This is a genomic window from Methylotuvimicrobium buryatense 5G (assembly GCF_000341735.1).
GTDB lineage: Bacteria > Pseudomonadota > Gammaproteobacteria > Methylococcales > Methylomonadaceae > Methylotuvimicrobium > Methylotuvimicrobium buryatense.
This window is the reverse complement of the sequence record NZ_KB455575.1, coordinates 999994-1018215: the sequence shown is the minus strand read 5'-3', so window position 1 is coordinate 1018215 and position 18222 is coordinate 999994. Positions and strand designations below refer to the sequence as shown.

General features: G+C 44.2%; 17 protein-coding genes, 1 tRNA gene and 1 pseudogene. 7 read left to right on the top strand and 12 right to left on the bottom strand.

Annotated elements, in window-relative coordinates; all coding sequences use genetic code 11:
- Positions 1-217 precede the first annotated feature (217 nt).
- Both METBU_RS0104625 and METBU_RS0104620 read right to left on the bottom strand, forming a co-directional pair.
- A complete protein-coding gene (locus METBU_RS0104625) occupies positions 218-679 on the bottom strand; it encodes a hypothetical protein (protein WP_017839511.1) in 462 nt (153 codons plus the stop codon).
- Positions 680-716: 37 nt separating this feature from the next.
- Positions 717-965 (bottom strand): hypothetical protein, encoded by a 249-nt coding sequence (locus METBU_RS0104620; protein ID WP_026130026.1) that lies wholly within the window; start codon positions 963-965, stop codon positions 717-719.
- Between the two features lie 27 nt (positions 966-992).
- Here METBU_RS0104620 and METBU_RS23305 point away from each other — a divergent pair, with 27 nt between their 5' ends.
- A complete protein-coding gene (locus METBU_RS23305; protein ID WP_083877620.1) occupies positions 993-1265 on the top strand; it encodes a PBPRA1643 family SWIM/SEC-C metal-binding motif protein in 273 nt (90 codons plus the stop codon).
- Between the two features lie 105 nt (positions 1266-1370).
- Positions 1371-1511: an addiction module antidote protein gene (locus METBU_RS23300; RefSeq protein ID WP_017839508.1), complete on the top strand. Its 141-nt coding sequence runs from the start codon at positions 1371-1373 to the stop codon at positions 1509-1511.
- A gap of 230 nt (positions 1512-1741) precedes the next feature.
- Here the strand turns inward: METBU_RS23300 and METBU_RS0104605 are convergent, their stop codons facing one another.
- The 9 genes from METBU_RS0104605 to METBU_RS28640 all read right to left on the bottom strand — a co-directional run bounded on the left by METBU_RS0104605 (position 1742) and on the right by METBU_RS28640 (position 8007).
- Positions 1742-2914, bottom strand: coding sequence for a YncE family protein (locus METBU_RS0104605; RefSeq protein ID WP_017839507.1), 1173 nt, complete (start codon positions 2912-2914; stop codon positions 1742-1744).
- A 323-nt stretch (positions 2915-3237) separates the two neighbouring features.
- Complete coding sequence (locus tag METBU_RS0104600; protein WP_017839506.1) at positions 3238-3651, bottom strand: helical membrane plugin domain-containing protein; 414 nt, start codon at positions 3649-3651, stop codon at positions 3238-3240.
- Positions 3652-3668: 17 nt separating this feature from the next.
- Positions 3669-4868: an NAD(P)/FAD-dependent oxidoreductase gene (locus METBU_RS0104595; RefSeq protein ID WP_017839505.1), complete on the bottom strand. Its 1200-nt coding sequence runs from the start codon at positions 4866-4868 to the stop codon at positions 3669-3671.
- A gap of 97 nt (positions 4869-4965) precedes the next feature.
- Positions 4966-5145, bottom strand: a complete 180-nt coding sequence (locus tag METBU_RS0104590; protein ID WP_017839504.1) for a (4Fe-4S)-binding protein — start codon at positions 5143-5145, stop codon at positions 4966-4968.
- Between the two features lie 5 nt (positions 5146-5150).
- A complete protein-coding gene (locus METBU_RS0104585; RefSeq protein WP_017839503.1) occupies positions 5151-5435 on the bottom strand; it encodes a DUF4242 domain-containing protein in 285 nt (94 codons plus the stop codon).
- A gap of 125 nt (positions 5436-5560) precedes the next feature.
- Entirely contained in the window at positions 5561-5956 is a 396-nt protein-coding gene (locus METBU_RS0104580) for a rhodanese-like domain-containing protein (RefSeq protein ID WP_017839502.1), read from the bottom strand.
- 93 nt (positions 5957-6049) lie between these two features.
- Positions 6050-6829, bottom strand: coding sequence for a TetR/AcrR family transcriptional regulator (locus tag METBU_RS23295; RefSeq protein ID WP_017839501.1), 780 nt, complete (start codon positions 6827-6829; stop codon positions 6050-6052).
- Between the two features lie 486 nt (positions 6830-7315).
- Positions 7316-7549, bottom strand: coding sequence for a DDE-type integrase/transposase/recombinase (locus METBU_RS28645; RefSeq protein ID WP_026130025.1), 234 nt, complete (start codon positions 7547-7549; stop codon positions 7316-7318).
- Complete coding sequence (locus METBU_RS28640) at positions 7546-8007, bottom strand: HTH domain-containing protein (protein WP_235726378.1); 462 nt, start codon at positions 8005-8007, stop codon at positions 7546-7548. The genes METBU_RS28645 and METBU_RS28640 overlap by 4 nt, the downstream gene beginning before the upstream one ends.
- A 194-nt stretch (positions 8008-8201) precedes the next feature.
- Here METBU_RS28640 and METBU_RS0104560 point away from each other — a divergent pair, with 194 nt between their 5' ends.
- The 5 genes and pseudogenes from METBU_RS0104560 (at position 8202) to METBU_RS23280 (ending at position 18093) form a co-directional block, all read left to right on the top strand.
- Positions 8202-13388, top strand: coding sequence for an AAA family ATPase (locus METBU_RS0104560; RefSeq protein WP_017839500.1), 5187 nt, complete (start codon positions 8202-8204; stop codon positions 13386-13388).
- A gap of 37 nt (positions 13389-13425) precedes the next feature.
- Complete coding sequence (locus METBU_RS23285) at positions 13426-15975, top strand: EAL domain-containing protein (RefSeq protein ID WP_017839499.1); 2550 nt, start codon at positions 13426-13428, stop codon at positions 15973-15975.
- Between the two features lie 20 nt (positions 15976-15995).
- Positions 15996-16547, top strand: coding sequence for an IS5 family transposase (locus METBU_RS0104550; protein ID WP_017839498.1), 552 nt, complete (start codon positions 15996-15998; stop codon positions 16545-16547).
- 230 nt (positions 16548-16777) lie between these two features.
- Positions 16778-17381, top strand: a pseudogene (locus METBU_RS0104545) (IS5 family transposase).
- A 52-nt stretch (positions 17382-17433) separates the two neighbouring features.
- Positions 17434-18093 carry a site-specific integrase gene (locus METBU_RS23280; protein ID WP_138767149.1) on the top strand — a complete coding sequence of 220 codons (660 nt, stop codon included), beginning with the start codon at positions 17434-17436 and terminating at the stop codon, positions 18091-18093.
- A 13-nt stretch (positions 18094-18106) separates the two neighbouring features.
- Here the strand turns inward: METBU_RS23280 and METBU_RS0104535 are convergent.
- A tRNA-Met gene (locus tag METBU_RS0104535) sits at positions 18107-18183 on the bottom strand.
- Positions 18184-18222 lie beyond the last annotated feature (39 nt).

Below are 18222 nucleotides of genomic sequence, written 5' to 3'. Positions count from 1 at the left end.
TCCGCCCAGTCCTGCTGGTAAAAACGACCATCTTCTTAGGCCCCGCGGCATCCCACGCTTCTGCGGTAAGTTTGGTTCCGCTCAGGATTGGGTCTTGGGCGATTCGATTGAGCGGCGGAGCTTCGGCCAACAGCTCTCAGAATATATTCCTAAATCGGATGATATTCAGTTTCTTCTTTCTTACCAACAGGACTAGCGGGAGCATTTGAACAGAAACTTACGGTTTCGATTCATCGTCATCGATACGGATTCTGCTCAGGCCGTAGTTATCGATTTCCGTTATCCATTTTTCCTCGGCCTCCCCGATAGCTTTAAATCGTTCGCTCATTTCAATCTCGCTCAAATGATTGACCCCGGTTTGTCTCATCGCGTCGCGGTCCGATAACCTTCCAATTAACTGACTCCAAAAAGTGTTATCTTCGAACTCTTCAATATAATCTTCAGCCACGGATTCACCTGCGAATTCACCTGAAGTGACGTACTCCCCTCGTTCTTTATCGAAATCGACAAGAGCCTCGAAGCCCATCTCCTTGGCGTACGACATCAATTTTTGCATCAAATTTCTGTAGTCTTTGGTATCGGCGCGATCATCTGTGCTATGTGCGTGCAAGACCCAATCGGCGATATGGATCAAATCGAGCAATATCCGGTATTCTTTTTTCGTGAAGTTTATTTGCATGATGGGCGCAAAGTTTTAATCGTTAGTCTTAACAGGATTATAAACCTTCGTCGCGAATATTGCCGTATGAGACAGGCAGCGTGAAGTTATCGTTCCCAACAAGACTCTGAATCGGGAACTGGCACATTGAAATTACCGATTCTGTGGCTTTCTGTTGCAGTTTGGAGAACAACAACATCTCTGGCCGGTGAACAAGCATGTAAATCAGCATTGCCGACGACTGGATTGCTTCTCGTTGGATAAAACATTCATCTACAGCAATCGATAATCGGTTAAAATCATTCATTTTTTATTCACCCAATAATTCAAGATTATGGCAAGACTGGGCTCAGATAAGAACCCCATTATCGTTTGTGTGCAAAACAGTAAACGTGGCGAATACGTGGCAGAAACCTGTGCTTCGCAGGGTTGGCATTACATCATTGGTATCGAGCCGGATAAGCCGGAAGATATTTCAGACCTGGAGCGCGCCTTAAATCCACCGGAACCGGCCAAGTCCGACAAAGTCGGTAGGAATGATCCTTGCCCCTGCGGTAGCGGCAAAAAATACAAGAAATGCTGCGGTGCCGCTGGTATTCTGGCTTAACGCTAACGGCAGCATGAATAGAATGCCGGTTATTCATGTCTAGTTTGGGATGGACAAAACAATGATAGGCGCTATTGCAGGTGATATCGTTGGATCGATAGCGGTATGTCGCAGATTGCCCGAGATACCGGTCTTTCCCGCGAAAGCCTGTATCGATCCCTGGACGGCGAGCATATCCCCAGTTTCGATACGATCCTCAAAGTAACGAAGGCACTAGGCATTCATCTGCATGCCGATCCGGCTTGATTTTGGAAGTGAAAATCCAACGGGTCGAAAACGTACGTTAGCACCTAATATAATTCGCATATTGCCTTTCTTGAATCGGCTGATGGTCAACATCCGGCCATTATGTGAAGTTTCCTTTTATGCATAGTAATAATGAGAAATTCCCCCGGCTTTGTCCGGGGGATGTTTACTTTCAGTTTTGTAAAACCATGAATCAAGTTGGTCGCGCCCTTGAGCTTTTTCGACCGTTTCTAGTGAGCGTTGTCATGATACCATTTCGGCATCATGACAATACTGTTTGGAGTTAGGCCTTGATTTTTAAATGTATCAATCGTCATTTTTACGGTCGATTTTTGCAAATCAACTACCGTAATAGAACCATCGCTCATATTTGGTAAATTTAAAAGGTTATTTTGCACAAAGGCATATCGTTCATCAGGAGAAAAGACAACATGATGCGAGCCCTCCGCAGTTGCAATCGATTTTTCAAGTACCGGTTTGGCTGGATTTTTAATATTGAAAATATTTAAATAACCTGGGCTTGCTGTCGTAATATACATTTTGTCAAGTTTATGGTTAAAGTAAATTTCTAAAGGGACTCCTTGTTTTAAAGAGTTAAAATCAAAAACTTGTGAAAAGCTAAAGTTTTGACTCATGCTATTCCAAACGCCTGTCCACAAGGTATTGCCAAACATGGTATTGATATAAAGCCGCACTGGATTTGATTTAGGTAAAAATACCGCCTCAACAGGGGCTGAACCTGAAGGTGATGCTTTTTCCGACATTTTATGTGTAGAGAGTATTTTACCACTGCGGGCTGTAATGATCGTTACTGTTTCATCTGCATCGCTGAAATCAGTCGGGTGCACCGTGTTAGCAATGACAATTCGATTAATTTCATCGTTTATTCCAATACCGTGCGGATGGCTAATAAATTTTTTGCTTGTCGCCGTTTTGGCTGCGGCAATGACTTTAATCTGCTTATCTGTTTGTGCATCACCCATAATGACATTGCTAGAACCCATACAGGTGACATACCATCTTTTTTTATCGCCTGAAAAGACCAAGTCTTCCGCAACCTGACACTCAGGAACAGAAATGGTCTTAAGCTCATAAGGTTGTTTTGTCATATCGATTACTTGCAAGGGGTTACTGCCTAAGGAAGCGACATAGGCCTTAGTTACATCTTTATTATAAAAAATATGATGCGCCACTAAATCTGTGGGTAATGGAATATCCTTTACAATCTTTCCAAAGTTCTCAGAGTTGAAATCAAGATCAATAATCGCCAACCCTTCCCGCTTTAGCGTTTGATCGGGTTTACTTTGATAATTAACTAACGCTAGAATTTCAGCTTGTGCCAGCATTGGATAAAGGAAGGTTAAAATAATAAGTGATTTTTTTAAAAGGTACGTTATTTTCATAATATTTTTAATATAGAGTGGATGTTGAGTTATACCTTTCGCACTTCAAATTTCGGCAGTCCCTAAGGAGGCGCCGGGGTGCTCGGCAAAGGCTTTGTCAGCATGGATGCTGGCATAGAGCCTACATGGATGTATTCACGGCGTCCTTTGACGGGTCCCCGGTGCCGAATTTTGATCTACGATGAGTATAATAATTTATTATCAATGGGCTAAATATCTACCTAACAGCGTAACATTGTGAGGCGTGAGGGGAAACTTAGTCTGCATAACGTTGATAATAGTTGTCACCTATTTAAGTAAGCAGGCCACCTAAAATTGACTGATTAATCATTCTTCATCTGCCTGCCAATAATACGCATGGTGCCGATAAAAAAATGTAATGAACGGCGGACATCCGGGTCGTTTAGGGCGCTGATTAGTTGAAACAATCCGGGTGGCTTTTCTAATGCTTCTGTTTGAGCATGCGCCATACGCACGGCATTACCGGCCGTCCAACCCAAGGCTAAAATTTCTTCGCCTACTTTAGTGGTTTTTTCCAACGCCGCTTCATCAAGAAATTCGATATTGTCCGATATGATTGACAATAAATCGATGATGTTATTGAAGCGTCCGGCTTGTACTAAGGGAGTTGCTTTATCGATTAAATTCTTAATACCATCAATGGTTGCCGGGTCATTAAGAACCGTATCCGATATAAGTTTTTCTACGTTTGTATTTAACTGTATTTCTTCAGACATAAGTAATTCCTCTGTAATCAAACCATTCCACGCGCAACAGCCCAATAAATGCCGCGATTAAACGTTTTACGCATTAAGCCCCCGAGCTTGGTAGGTGGGGCGACCTGTACATCATGTTTATAGTCGTACCAGAGTGGCATGCCGGCTTCCAATCCCATTTGAGCGATTGCCTGTACTTTCCCATCATAGATAGCAGAGGTATAGCCGCGACGAATTTCCGAAGCGATATTTTCCACGACAACAGGTGATTGGTTATGGCAAGTGCCACCGGCTTTACTAACCGGCAAATCAACGGTATCTCCCATCACATAAACATTATCGGTGCCGTACATTTTCAAGGTCTCAAAGTCGGTAGGTAACCAGCCTTCATTATTTTGGGCTTGTGACTTTCCTGAATTAATGACGGCATCTACCGCGCGAATAGGCGGCGTAGCCATTAAAATATCGAATTCTTGAGATTTACCTTCTTCCGAATAAGCAATTTTTGCTTCGGGATCGACCTTGTCTAAAGTAAAACCGCGTTGATATTTAATGTTTTTACTATCGAAAATGGTAGGCAACACATCGCAGGTTGGTTTCTGCAAAAATAAACAATTACGCAATAATTGAGAGACGGTGGGGTAGCTGTAAATAATTTCTACACGGTCACGCACGCCGCGTTTACGTAAATATTCATCAAGCATTAACGTGGTTTCGATAGGGGCAATGCCGCATTGATGAGGTACGTTCGGGGTCTTGGGAAAATTGACAGTGATAAATATACGGCCCTCTTCAATGGTGCGTAATTTATGAGCGAGTTGTTGTGCCGCTTTAGTCTGATAAAAATGATCGCCTGCCTCTTTCAATCCTTCAATACGTTCCGGTGCCGGAATACAGCCGGTAGAAATAACCAGATACTCATAATCGTAGCGCTTGCCGCTTTCGCAGAGGACACGATTTTGCTCAAATTCGAAACTTTCAACGCCATCGACATGAAAAATAATTTCCGGGCGTAATAATGAACGTTGTTTACGCACCAGTTCATGGGGATGATAGGCATTAAAGGCCACATACATATTGGCGGGTTTGTAAATATGGTTGGGGGAATTTGAGAGCATCATAATCTCAATTTCACCTTTTAGAATCTCCGGATAAAATTTAGCGACTAAATTATTGGCGGTCATCGTACCGCCAATTCCGCCGCCTACGACGATAATGCGTTTTGTCGAGCTAGTCATAATGACTCCTTTACTTGATTATTCAGTTAAGGGGCAACGTGTTAGGCGCATCAATAATGAATATTTTGCGCCATGTACAAGAAACCCCGTTTTTTAGTCAGTCGACGCGTTTGAGCGCGCCCGAAGGGCATTGATTGACTACCTTGACGATTTCAGCATCAGTCGCTTTGTCCTGTTCGATCACAAATTGTCCGTCGACCACTTTGAATACTTCGGGCAGTGATTTGACACAGTTGCCGGAATGAGAGCATGTTTGTTTATCCCATTGTATTTTCATGGTGTTTAACCTCCGCTATGTTCAGCTGTGGTTGGATTAATCATGGTTTTTACTTCGGCAATCGAATTGGCCGGAAACTCGCCACGTTCCGCATGTGTTTTTATGCTTTGTTTATCGGGGGCGATGTAAATGCAATAGATTTTGTTATCTGTCACATAACTTTCCACCCACTGAATTTGCGGCCCCATGTCGTTCAGAATACAGCAGGACTTTTGTGATATTTGTTGCAGCTCTGCCGCGGTTAATTGGCCTGCATTAGGGATTTCTCGTTCAATAATATATTTAGGCATATTGTCTCCTATGCTGTTATATGACCAGTCGTCTGATGTTGGTTGTTTAAAAAAACGATATAAGCCATCATGGCGATATCGTTTAAAAGTTTGTTAGTTAAACAGTCCTTTCAAATGATTCATTCTTAAGTTTGTGGTGGAATGCTCACGGCTAATTCGGCCGCCTTCCAGGCTGCAATGCCGCCATTAATATTCCTAATATGTTTAAAGCCCATTTGTTGCATCACAGCCGCCGCCATGGCAGAGCGCCCCGAACTGGCACAAAGTAGTAGCCATTTTTTATCGCGATCCATTAATTCTTCACGACGACCTGCGTATTGGCGGTCTGCCGCCGCTTCCAGTATCCCGCGTGGAATATTTAATGCACCCTCAATAGTACCTGACATAAATTCGGCAGGTTCGCGAACATCCAGTACCTGATAGCCTTCATCCAATAGAGATTTAACATTTAAGACCTCTATTTCGTGTATTTGTGATTTTGCTTGTTTAACAAAATCCATTAAGGTTTTTTCTTCGCTCATATCAAATCCCTATAGCTAATAGTTGACCGGTCGTCTTGATGTTGGGCAAAAAAAGACCTAAACAACCGGCGGTTGTGTCGACTTGCTTTGTTCCTAATCTAAATTGGACTTGGCAACAAAATAATCATTCAGTAAGGTATCGCAAAACTCTTGCAAAGGTTGCACGGATTGTTCGATTTTCATCCGTAACAACGCACCTTGCCAGTTATTTACCAACAAGTTAGCCATAATTTCGGCGCTTCGATCAGTACGTACCGTGCCTTCTTTTTGTGCTTGCAGTAATGCTTTATATTGCAGCGCTTTGTAGCGTTCAATGGCAGATTTTAGTGCCTGATTGCACCGTTCACTGGTATCGCCAATTTCACCCATCAGGTTACCCAATAAACATCCACCTTTGTATCCATTCTTTTCCACTGCAACAATAAGCTCTGCATAGTAGTTTTTTAAAGCAGAGAGCGGGTCAACCTGTGAGTGTTGTAGGTGCCTCGTTAATAGCTGTATAAATGGCTCCATATAATGGGTAATGGCTTGAGCAGCAAATTCTTCTTTGCTATCAAAGTAGCTATAAAATGAACCCTTGGGCACCTGTACGGCATTTACGATTTCGTTAATACCGGTTGCATGATAGCCCTGGTTCATCAGCAGATAAACACCCTGATCTAATAATTTTGTGCGTTTGGAGAGTTTGCTGTTCATAGTGGATACCAATATACGACTGGTCGTATATTTTGTCAATAATTTGTTTCCGACAAGAGGAAGTTCAGTATTGATTAATGGAAAAACTCCACAATCGAAATAACGCACAATCGATTTTTGGTGTTCATCAAATTCCTTCGACCAGCCAAATCGGCAACTTGCTGGATCCCATTGCATCGGAAACACTCTATCCGGTGTTGGCCGAAGTAGGTGACAGATTGTACACACAAGGTTGCCTGAAGCCGTTCGTGAGTGTTGGCGGTACCCTACCTGCTAATTATGAATTAGTTTTTCCTCAACGCTCACTACCTGCACTCTTAATACAAGCAGCTTGAGGTGGTTTAAAGCCGGTTTCCGACAGCAGACTTTGATGGACCTACCATCATCTTCCAATGAGCTTATACACATCTGATCCCTATTTCCGTATAGCGTCAGTTTGTGTGTCTGTGGCACACTCCAAGATTTTCAGCAGATGCGGGCGTCCAGCCAACTCCAGACAACGCTTCGCTAACCAAACGTTAAGCGAAGTAAAGTCGGCACAGCGCGGTAGCGGTGTAAATATCCATTCGCGAATGTTACGCACCTGATTTTCCACCTGGCCTTTTTCCCAACCCGACTCCGGTGTGCAGGCTACTGGCTCAAACAGATAGTGATTGGCTAGTGTTAAAAGCGCCGGTTAAAGCGACGCTCCTTGCCGACAAAGACCGCATCCACCACTGTTTTCAAGTTGTCCGGGGCCATCCGTTTCGGTACACCACCAAAGAAAGCAAAGGCCTGATTATGCGCATCTAACACTATTTCCTGGGATTCTCTTGGATAGGCGATAACGAACATTTGACGACTATAGCTGAGGCGGAAATGGGCAACCTTGACGAGTTGCTCTACTCCGCCAATCACCGCCGTTTCATAACTCCAGTCGAACTGACAAGTTTCTTCGGGGGAAAGGCTAGCGGCACGAACGCCTGTTTGATAGTGGGGCTTTTAGTTCGAGTCCGTTTCCAATCTCGCACATGGCGCTGCACTGCGGTATAAGTGCCACAATAACCCTCAATCTGCAAGCACTCAAATAGCCGTTGGGCATTGCGTCTTTGTTTGCGAGGTAATCCTGTGTCTTTTTCCAGCCAGCCATTTAACTGGTTGAGATAGTCACCCAGTTTGGGCTGGGGTTGTTCTTTGCGGCTTGAATAAACGGGCGTTTCGATCGTCTTTAGATGTTTACGAATAGTCGGGCGGGAAAGTTTAAACCTTTTTGCCAGCTCGCTGATTTTTATGTTTTCAACAAAATGCAGTCGCCTGATTTCGGCAATTGTATCCATTTTTATCACTCCAGGATTCTCCGGCAAAAAGCCGGTCATTAAACAACCTGGGGTGGAAACTTTTCAACGCTCATTTCCCCAGGATTCTGGAAAGTTTTGCACGCCGTTTTGCATCCAACTCACAACATCTGAACATAAGCTTGCATTTAGAGTCGAATGAAAGTGATTAAGTTATTAACGAGATATTGTTTTTTCAATAAACTGAAAAGTCCCAATCCTTCCAGGAGCGATACATGGGAATAGAGAACAGCAAAATAGCAAGATCAATCCCTTATTATCAGCTACTTGAATATCTTGGAGAGAGTCTGAATGCCTCGATTTTTAAAGCCTTCAGCAAAGATAACCCGGACGACATTGTCACTGTAAAAATCCTGAAGCGACAAATCAATCATGAGGCCCAACGTCGCTACCTTCGACAAAGAGTTGAACGGCTGAAAATCATACATGATCCAAGAGTCATTGTTCCCCGTAGCATTGAGTATTTCAGCGAAGCTCACATTATTGTCAACGACTATTTCCCCGGCATAACGCTTGATAGTTATCTCATGCAAAACAAAAGCCCGCTGAACCTGAATACGTTCTTCATCATAGCGGCTGAATTGACACAAGCGATTAACAATATTCATGAGGCAGGCATTATTCACGGTAATGTCAAACCCCATAATATTCTGATTCAACACGAAACACGCAGCATTCGCTTGATCGATTTTCTGAACCCCATCGATATCCAAGAACTCAGTCATTTTATTTATGATCGCAGCTTTGTTGAAGGCACATTAGCCTATACCTCACCGGAGCAAACCGGACGCATCAACCATCGGGTTGATTATTCGACTGACATTTATTCGCTAGGGATTGTCTTTTATCAGCTTTTGACTGGAAAGTTACCGTTTGCCAGTACCGATCCGCTAGCATTAATTCATTCACATTTGGCCGAAGAAGCCTTGCCAATTTCAAGCTTAAACGCCGCTGTACCGGGCATCGTTGCCCAGATTATTGCCAAAATGTGTCTCAAAGAGCCCGAGAAACGCTACCAGACCGGCAGTGGCCTGTATGCGGACCTGCACCGATGCTCTGAAGAATATCGGCAAAATGGCCGTATAGAGCCGTTTACGTTAGGTTTGCGCGATCATACCCGTCGAGTCATTTTTATATCGAAAATGGTCGGCCGAGATCGAGAAGCCAAAGTCATTCTAGCACAGTACACCAAAGTCACTGGTGGTAAAGGTTTTCAATCAGCCTTCATCTCCGGTTTACCCGGCATTGGTAAAACCCGTTTGATTCAAGAGTTGCAACAACCACTAGTCGCCCATAAAGGCTATTTTACGTCCGGCAAATTCGACCAATATCAGAAAAACATCCCTTATAGCTCGTTAATTCAGGCGTTACGGAATCTTATCCGCACCCTGTTGACCGAAAGCGATAGTCGTGTCGATGAATGGAAACAACAAATAGTATCCGCTTTGAATCAGCACGCTCGCGTCATTTGCAACGTCATTCCTGAACTTGAGGTTTTGATCGGCTCGCAACCTGAAGTTACGGAGCTTCCTCCCGTGGAAGCTCGGCATCGATTCAATAATTTATTCAGCGCTTTTTTAACCTGCCTAGCGCGTAAAGAAAATCCATTAGTGTTGTTTATTGATGATTTGCAATGGTGCGACAGCGCTACCTTCGATTTTCTCAGTCATCTTTTTACGGCAGCTGACGAACACCCTCACCTGTTCTTTATTGGTGCCTATCGACACAACGAAGTTGATACTTCGCATGCTTTAGTGTTTTTATTACGACAAATTAAAGAACAGCACCAAGCAATTCAAGAAATACGTATCGGCGCGCTTGACGCACAAGCCTGTCATGAAATGGTCGCCTATATTCTGGATTTACCTTTGCCGAGAACAGATCATTTGGCGGCATTTCTCACCGAGCTCACTGAAGGCAACCCATTGTTTGTCAGCGAAAGCTTGTCCTGGTTGCACAACGAAGATTTACTGGTTTACAGCGATCAAGGGCAATGGATTTGGGACATGGCGAGAATTAGGCTATCAAACATGCCAACCAGTGTCGTCGACATGTTTGGATTTAAAGTCCAGCGTCTTGAGGCGCAGACTTTGGAAGTTATCAAGGTCTGCGCTTGTATGGGTAACCGCTTCTCGGCCGACGATGTCGCGCTTATCTGCGACATGCCACTGCTCGATTTGTTTGAACGGCTCAAACCCCTACTGACTTTGGGCCTGCTCATAGAAAGTAAAGCAGAGTTTCAATTTGTGCATGACCGAGTTCAGGAAGCTGTTTTACGGCTGATCGAGCCACACCAACGACAGAACATACACTGGCAAGTAGGTTGGCATCTTTTAAGCCACCAAGTTATTTCCGAGGCATTAGAAGCTAAGGAAAACCTGTTTACCGTCGCCGCTCATCTTAATCTGGGTTATCCGAAGAATATCGACGAAAAGCAGAGCCTCCTACTTGCTCAAATTAATTTATACGCAGGCAACAAGGCGCTCAATGCGCTGGCAACCCAGGCTGCAAACGAATACTACCGGTCGGGATTAGCGTTCTTATCGAAATCGGCCTGGCAGACACAATATCCCTTAATGTTCAGGTTACATCAGAAACTGGCCAAAACAGAACTGATGTGTGGACGTTATGAACAATCCGAAGTATTGCTAAACCAACTGTTAAAACGGGCGGAAAATGATTTAGATCGCGCCGAGGCCTTGGCGGAACAAACCACCTCATTGTCCTCCATAGGCAATTTCATTAAAGCCATAGATTCCGCAAATCGCGGTCTTGGTTTTTTTGATAAATCGATTCCGGAGGACGATAAAGAAGCCACAGAACGCCTAAATGTATTGATGCAATCGATTCATCGAGACTACGGTGATGTTTGGCAAAAAATCTTGAACATGCCCTTCGTCGAAGATCGCCAAAGCAAAATCGAGTTGGTGTTTTATAGCGAATTGATTCCAGATCTGTATATGTCGGGCTTGGTTCCACAATTGTACCTGTCCGCGGCTCAGTCAACGATTCACTGTTTGGAAGGCGGCATGGATGAATCGGTGATTTATTCCTTCTCCATTATGGGACTGAATTTAGGTGAACAGGGGCAGTTTGAAATGGCCTTCCGTTATCAAGACCTAGCGCATGAACTTTGTACGCGCTATCCCGATACTTTTGGCGCAACTCGTGGTATGAACGGTATCGTCTGGTGCAACATGCATTCGCGTAGTCATCCAAACGAAATTGTCGACTTTTGCCGCAAAGGCATTCAATGCGGTAAAAATTGCGGTGATTTATACAATGCCGGCCTGTCTTATGGACCATTAATGTGGAATTTGCAGGTACTCGGTGCTGATTTTGCCCTTATCGAAGACACTGCGTTGGAGTGTCTGGAGTTTTCGCAAAAAAACCAACTGTCTTTTTCTGTAGGACTTGCTGAAGCGGTAATGGCTGGTTGGGTCAATCCTATGAAACATCCTCAAGCCACTGCAGACACAATGAGCGAACAACTGGCCTTATGGGAAAGCCGTAACCACGTCGCCTCTGCTGGAAGTTACTATGTTTTGCTGGGTGCCAGCCATTTTTACTTTGGTCGTTATCAAGAAGCATTGACCTGCCTTGATAGCGTCAAACGCTTTTTGAACGGCATGACCGATAATGTACTCAAGCGGCAGTGGTATGCATTTCAGATTCTGAATGCGTTATGCGTTGCGCCGGTCAATGCGGGAAAAGAGCTGCATGACGAACTGACACCCTTCCTTGATCAATTAAAAACCTGGGCTGCCTTAGGCCCATTATTGAAACCCTACCTAGCCTTATGCGAAGCTGAATGGCAGCGAGTTTTCGATCACTCACCGACCATCACAAACGGCTATCTGGACGCCATTGAATCCGCTCGTGCTCTAAACTATGTTTTTCTCGACGGTTTCATCAATGAACGCTTCGCTGAATGGTTGATTGCACAAAAACGAGTGAGCGCTGACAGCTATCTGGAATTTGCGCTGAAACAATATCAGCAGTGTGGCGCTAAAGGGAAAGTAATACAACTATTGGAACGTCATCCGCAACTGTTTCGAAGCAACTCTCCGATAAGCAATGAAGAGGCTGTGGTGTTAGAAGAAACGTCATTGTTGCCGAATTTAGACACTGACTACTTGTTGAAATCATCCCTAGCATTATCGGCTGAAATCGACCAAAAAGCTTTGCTTGCCAAGATCATGCAGGTGGTACTGGAATGTTCAGGTGCTCAACAAGGATACTTGCTTCAAGCCCAGGCTAAACAATGGCAATGTGTCGCGGCAAGGCATATCGAAAAAAAGGCCACTGACGCCTTTACTCGAGAATTCTTGACTGATATTAACGATATATGCCAGGGCATTGTGCATTATGTTATTCATACACGCACTAGTGTTGTACTCGATAATGCCATGGAGTCTCAGCAATTCAGTAACCTGCCCGAAGTGATGGAACTTCATATACGGTCGTTATTTTGTCTTCCAGTTTTGCGTCAAGGTGAACTGATCGCGGTGCTGTACCTGGAAAACCGTCTGGCCACCAGAGTATTTACACCGGATAAAGTGCGGATGGTCGAATTACTCAGTCTACAAATGGCTATTTCAATTGAAAACGCACGTTTGATCAATGAAATTGGACAGTTGAATGCTGAACTGGAGCGGCGAGTCACGGAAGAAACACGTAAAAGTCGGAAAAAAGACCATTTGCTAATTCAACAATCTAAATTGGCGACCATGGGCGAGATGATCAACAATATTGCCCATCAATGGCGACAACCACTCAATGCGTTAAGCCTGATGCTAGGCAATATTCAGGATGCTCAACGCTTCGATGATTTAAGCACCGACTTTTTAGAAGAACAGCTTCAACACGGCATGCGGTACATCGAAAAGATGTCCAGTACTATTGATGATTTCCGCGACTTTTTCAGCCCTAACAAACCGCGGGAAGCATTCAGCCTGCGGCACGCTGTTAAGGATGCGATTGCCTTAGTCGAAGCGAGTTTCAAAGCGCATAGCGTTAACATAGAATTAAATATCGAAAACGATGTCCAACTTCACGGCATCCTCAATGAATATTCCCAAGTCTTGTTGAATTTGTTGACGAATGCCAAAGAGGCCATTCTCAGCCTCCACTCGACAGGGACTATCCGTGTGTCGGTCGTTTTGGAAAACAATCAGTGCCGCTTGCTGGTTAAGGATAATGGCGGTGGGATACCCGAAAACAGTTTACCGCACATTTTCGAACCCTATTACTCAACCAAAGAAGGCGGCATGGGTATTGGTTTATACATGTCTAGAATGATTACTGAAACGAGTCTAAATGGTCAGATTGAAGTCGTTAATGATGGCGACGGCGCTATCTTTACAATAATCACTCCTATTTTATCTGTGAATTCTAATTAACGTATTGTTGTCGGCACAAGTTTAATGGAGTTGCTAGATGAACATGACAACCCGCAATGAAGATCCAGACCAGGTCTATCTGAAATCCTTGACTGTTTTATATGTTGAAGATGAAGACGACATCCGCGATCAATTAAAGCTTTTCCTGACTCGGCGTTGCCGAAGAGTGTATATAGCCGCGAATGGCAAAAAAGGGCTTGAAGCTTTCCAAAAATATCAACCGGATATAGTAATTACCGACATTCTGATGCCCATTATGGATGGTCTGAAGATGGGCGAACACATCAAGGAAATTCGCCCCAACATACCCCTCATCGTCATTACTGCGTTTGAAGAGCCTCGTTATTTTCATCGCGCTATTGAATTGGGCGTGCATCAATATGTCAACAAACCGGTAAAACTGGATATTCTGGAGGACGCCTTAATCAAAAGTGCGCGTATCCTCAGAGCGGAAGCGGCACTAAAAGAGGTAGAAGAGCGTTATCGACTGCTGTTTAAACTCTCTCATATTGCGATATCGGTAGCCGATGCAGACCATCACCACATCTCGCAAACATTGATTGTCAAACCTTCGGATCACAAACAAGCATTTGAAGGCACTCTAGTTGACTGTAACGAAGCTTTTCTGGCGTTACTTGGCTATGAAAGCTTAACCGCCCTGCAACTTCGCGCGGAAAACATTTTGGGTCTTATCAGCGAAGAGTCAGCTGTCCTTCTGCTACATGCGGTGCAACAGGAAGTGTTGGTCCGCGGTTTTTCCAGCGAATTCGAATTGGAGCTGAAAAGTATCAACCAAACACCCGTACCAGTGCTTGCACAGTTAATCATGCGCTATTCGGAAACGGGTGAACCGATGGAAGTTTGGATTATCATGCGCGATATTCGGGAACAGCGTAAAGCGGAGCAATCCTTACGTTTATCGGCCAAAGTGTTTGAGTCTTCGCGCGACGCCATCATCATTACCGATAGCCAAAACAAGATCATTTCAACCAACCAGGCTTTCACTCAGATTATTGGATATACGCAGGAGGAAGTGATCGGTAAAGATCCTAAAATTTTTCAATCTGGTCGCCATGAACAAGCATTCTATCAAGAGCTTTGGTCAACACTGAATTTAACCGGTTATTGGCAAGGTGAAATATGGAATCGGCGTAAAAAGGGTGAAGTTTTTCCGGAATGGATATCCATTAGCGCGATCAACAATTCGAAAGGTGAAATAGTTAACTACGTTGCTATCTTCAGCGATATTACAGATATCAAGCAAGCAGAGGCCAATATTGAATTTCTGGCCAATTACGATCCACTAACAGAATTACCGAATCGGCGCTTATTTATCGATCGACTGGATCAAGCCATCAAAACTGCAAATCGCGAAAAAACAAAAGCCGCCGTCTTGTTTTTTGATCTAGATCATTTCAAAAACATTAACGATTCTTTAGGACATGGTATTGGCGACCAGATGTTAATTGAAGTGGCGTCGAGACTAGAGGGCTGTATGCGGGAGGTGGACTGTGTTTCCCGATTGTCAGGTGATGAGTTTGCGGCGGTTATCTCAGATCTGCACGACATCGGCAATGTCATAACGGTGGCTCAAAAAATCGTAGGTTCAATGCGGCTACCGTTCAAAATCAACGATTATGAACTGCACATGACGATTAGTATTGGTATCAGTGTGTATCCTAACGATGGTAAAGACTTTGAAACGTTGCTGAAAAATGCCGATACGGCCATGTATTGTGCCAAAAAAAATGGCCGCGATAACTTTGAGTTTTTTTCATCGTCGATGAGTACTCAGGCGCTTGAACGCTTATCGTTGGAAAATAGTTTACGTAAAGCCGTGGAAAACAATGAGCTAAAATTACATTATCAACCGCAAGTGGCGATAGAAAGTGGAAAAATTGTCGGTATGGAAGCTTTATTACGCTGGCCCCATAAAGACCTAGGTATAATTTCACCCGCTAAATTCATTCCTTTGGCAGAGGAAAATGGTCTGATTATTCCTATCGGCAAATGGGTTCTCAATGAAGCCTGTCGTCAAAATAAGACCTGGCAAGAACAAGGCTTGATGTCAATACCGGTTGCGGTCAATTTGTCCGCCTTACAGTTTCGCCAGAGTAATTTTCTGGAAATTGTCCAGGAAGCACTGACTATAAGTCAGTTGAAACCCTGCTTTTTAGAGCTTGAATTGACCGAAAGTTTACTAATGGATTGTTCCGAATACAGTGTCCGTTTACTAAAAACACTGAGACAGATGGGGGTTCAGTTATCCATTGATGATTTTGGCACGGGTTATTCCTCTTTAACGTATTTGCGCCGTTTTCCCATCAGCAAGCTAAAAATTGATCGCTCCTTCTGCCAGAACCTTCCTGATGATAGCAACAACTCCGCCATCACTCGGGCAATTATTAGCTTGGGTCACGAGCTTGGCTTAAGCGTGATTGCAGAAGGTGTTGAAGAAACCAGGCAGTTAAACTTTTTGGAAGCCCAGCAGTGCGATCTGATCCAAGGTTATTTATACAGCAAACCCCTGGATGCTGAGGAAATGCAAAAACTCTTAGGTTCTGTTGACGTTTTACCAAAGGTGTAAAATCAGTTAATTTTTTTGGCATGAACAGAGCGATACTGAGTGATGGGGAATGGGACCGGATATTGGTTTATTTAAGGCAATTGCCGAACCTGTATATCGGTGAGGCCGAAACATGCAGGCGGTTTCTGGATGCTTGTTTATGGGTATTGCGCTCGGGGGCGCAGTGGCGCCTAGTCCCGACAGCCTACGGCAAATGGAACAGTATTTTCAAACGGTTTTCCCGTTGGTGCGCGAATGGCTCATGGGAAAAATCGCTTGGCTTCGTGTCCGAAGAGGCTGATCTACAAGAGATTTCCTTGGATGGATCGAACATCAGGGCGCATGCATGTGCCGCCGGTGCGAAAAATAGTTCAGCCGCAGCAGAAGCCCTTGGGCGGTCAAAAGGCGGCTTCGGCACTAAAATACACGCCCTCTGTGATGGCTTGGGGCTTCCCATCAAATTTGCCCTGACTGGCGGGCAGGAGGCCGAATGCAAGCAGGCCATCCCCCTATTGGAAAACGTCGGAGCTTCGGCGGTTTTGGCCGATAACGCCTATGACACCAACGAGCTACGGGAATGGCTTAAAAAATAAAGTGGACCCCATTGTCCAGACAATTTATCACCGAGTTTAAGAGGGTGTTGTCTCTGTTACAGCTGACTGGCGCTGCCTCAATTCTTCTCTATTGTCTAAACCAATGACTCAAAAATTAAGTCATTTCCTTTTTCATTTTATTAGGGGCTGTTGCCGTTTTGTAACTTACCCTTGAATTTCAATAATTCCGCCTCATAGTTTGTTTATTTTGAGCCAACAACAAGCAAACTATGCCGCGACAAATGTTTACGGATGAACACTGGGAAAAATTGAAGATGAATTATGTTGAAAATGGGGATATATGACAAACCCTTTCTTCGGCAAACAACCGAAGGGATTTTTTATCGTTTGCGCGTAGGTTGTCCCTGGCGAGATCTGCCCAGTGCCTTTGGTAACTGGAATGCTGTTTATAAACGCTTCAATGAATGGTCTCGTAAAGAAAAACTGATGGGTATTTTTAACGAACTGATAGTTGAGCCTGACTTGGAATGGGCATTTATTGATGGCAGTATTGTGAAAGCTCATCAGCATAGTAGCGGTGCGGCCTATGGGCAAGAATCGGCGATTGGTAAATCTGTTGCGGGTAATACGACCAAAATTCATATGGCTGTTGATGCCTATGGTCTTCCCATCCACTTTACAGTAACAGGTGGCGAAGTTCATGATTGTAAAGAAGCGCCAACCTTAGTCGCTGAACTGCCTAAAGCTGACTATATCGTTGCTGACAAAGGCTATGACAGTGAACTGAAACATTTCAGAGCTATTGCTACACGATATGACAAGCTAAAACGAAATTTTGAAGCTTCTGTGGCCTTAGCTTGCGCTTTTTTATAGTTACCTATGTGAAACGGCAACAGCCCCTGCTCGAGTAAACCGAACCACCAGTATTGTAAGCGCCATTCTTAACAAAGCATGCAAAAAGTGGGGGTGGATAGACTCAGTTCCCTACATTCGCAAATTCAACGAAAGCAACCAACGCCTCCGTTGGCTCACACCCGAGGAAGTGGGTAGGTTGATTCCAGAATTACAACCACATACTCGGTATATTATGCTGTTCACCTTAGCCACTGGCTTAAGGGGGTCTAACATCACAGGGCTTGAATGGAATCAAATTGACATGCAACATCGCATTGCCTGGATACATGCAGACCAAAGCAAAAATGGCAAACCGATAAGAATACCTTTAAATGATGATGCATTAACAATATTGCGAAAGCAAATCGGAAAACATCAAACCCGAGTATTCACCTATAAAGGAAAACCAATTGAAAAAGCGGGAACCAAAGCATGGAGAGCTGGTTTAGAACGCGCTGGCATAAAGAATTTCACTTGGCATGGACTTAGGCATACTTGGGCTAGTTGGCATGTCCAAGCGGGAACACCGCTTAACGTACTTCAGGAACTTGGAGGATGGAGCGATTATAAGATGGTGTTACGCTATACTCATTTGGCGCCCGAGCATCTAGCGGAACATGCAAATCGTCTTAATGGAATCGTTGCAAAATCGGTTGCACCTGATAATGTAACAAAATTAAAAGCTCGCTAACTTATTGATTTATTGGTGGCGATGGGTGGACTTGAACCACCGACCCCGGGGTTATGAATCCCGTGCTCTAACCAGCTGAGCTACATCGCCATTGAAGAGGTCTTGCAAAAGAGCGGGCATTATAGAGAC

Excerpts from the sequence above, each read along its gene's own strand:
- METBU_RS0104625 (WP_017839511.1), bottom strand. The coding sequence starts at position 679 with ATGCAAATAAACTTCACGAAAAAAGAATACCGGATATTGCTCGATTTG.
- METBU_RS0104620 (WP_026130026.1), bottom strand. The coding sequence starts at position 965 with ATGAATGATTTTAACCGATTATCGATTGCTGTAGATGAATGTTTTATC.
- METBU_RS23305 (WP_083877620.1), top strand. The coding sequence starts at position 993 with ATGGCAAGACTGGGCTCAGATAAGAACCCCATTATCGTTTGTGTGCAA.
- METBU_RS23300 (WP_017839508.1), top strand. The coding sequence starts at position 1,371 with ATGTCGCAGATTGCCCGAGATACCGGTCTTTCCCGCGAAAGCCTGTAT.
- METBU_RS0104605 (WP_017839507.1), bottom strand. The coding sequence starts at position 2,914 with ATGAAAATAACGTACCTTTTAAAAAAATCACTTATTATTTTAACCTTC.
- METBU_RS0104600 (WP_017839506.1), bottom strand. The coding sequence starts at position 3,651 with ATGTCTGAAGAAATACAGTTAAATACAAACGTAGAAAAACTTATATCG.
- METBU_RS0104595 (WP_017839505.1), bottom strand. The coding sequence starts at position 4,868 with ATGACTAGCTCGACAAAACGCATTATCGTCGTAGGCGGCGGAATTGGC.
- METBU_RS0104590 (WP_017839504.1), bottom strand. The coding sequence starts at position 5,145 with ATGAAAATACAATGGGATAAACAAACATGCTCTCATTCCGGCAACTGT.
- METBU_RS0104585 (WP_017839503.1), bottom strand. The coding sequence starts at position 5,435 with ATGCCTAAATATATTATTGAACGAGAAATCCCTAATGCAGGCCAATTA.
- METBU_RS0104580 (WP_017839502.1), bottom strand. The coding sequence starts at position 5,956 with ATGAGCGAAGAAAAAACCTTAATGGATTTTGTTAAACAAGCAAAATCA.
- METBU_RS23295 (WP_017839501.1), bottom strand. The coding sequence starts at position 6,829 with ATGCAATGGGATCCAGCAAGTTGCCGATTTGGCTGGTCGAAGGAATTT.
- METBU_RS28640 (WP_235726378.1), bottom strand. The coding sequence starts at position 8,007 with ATGACCGGCTTTTTGCCGGAGAATCCTGGAGTGATAAAAATGGATACA.
- METBU_RS0104560 (WP_017839500.1), top strand. The coding sequence starts at position 8,202 with ATGGGAATAGAGAACAGCAAAATAGCAAGATCAATCCCTTATTATCAG.
- METBU_RS23285 (WP_017839499.1), top strand. The coding sequence starts at position 13,426 with ATGAACATGACAACCCGCAATGAAGATCCAGACCAGGTCTATCTGAAA.
- METBU_RS0104550 (WP_017839498.1), top strand. The coding sequence starts at position 15,996 with ATGAACAGAGCGATACTGAGTGATGGGGAATGGGACCGGATATTGGTT.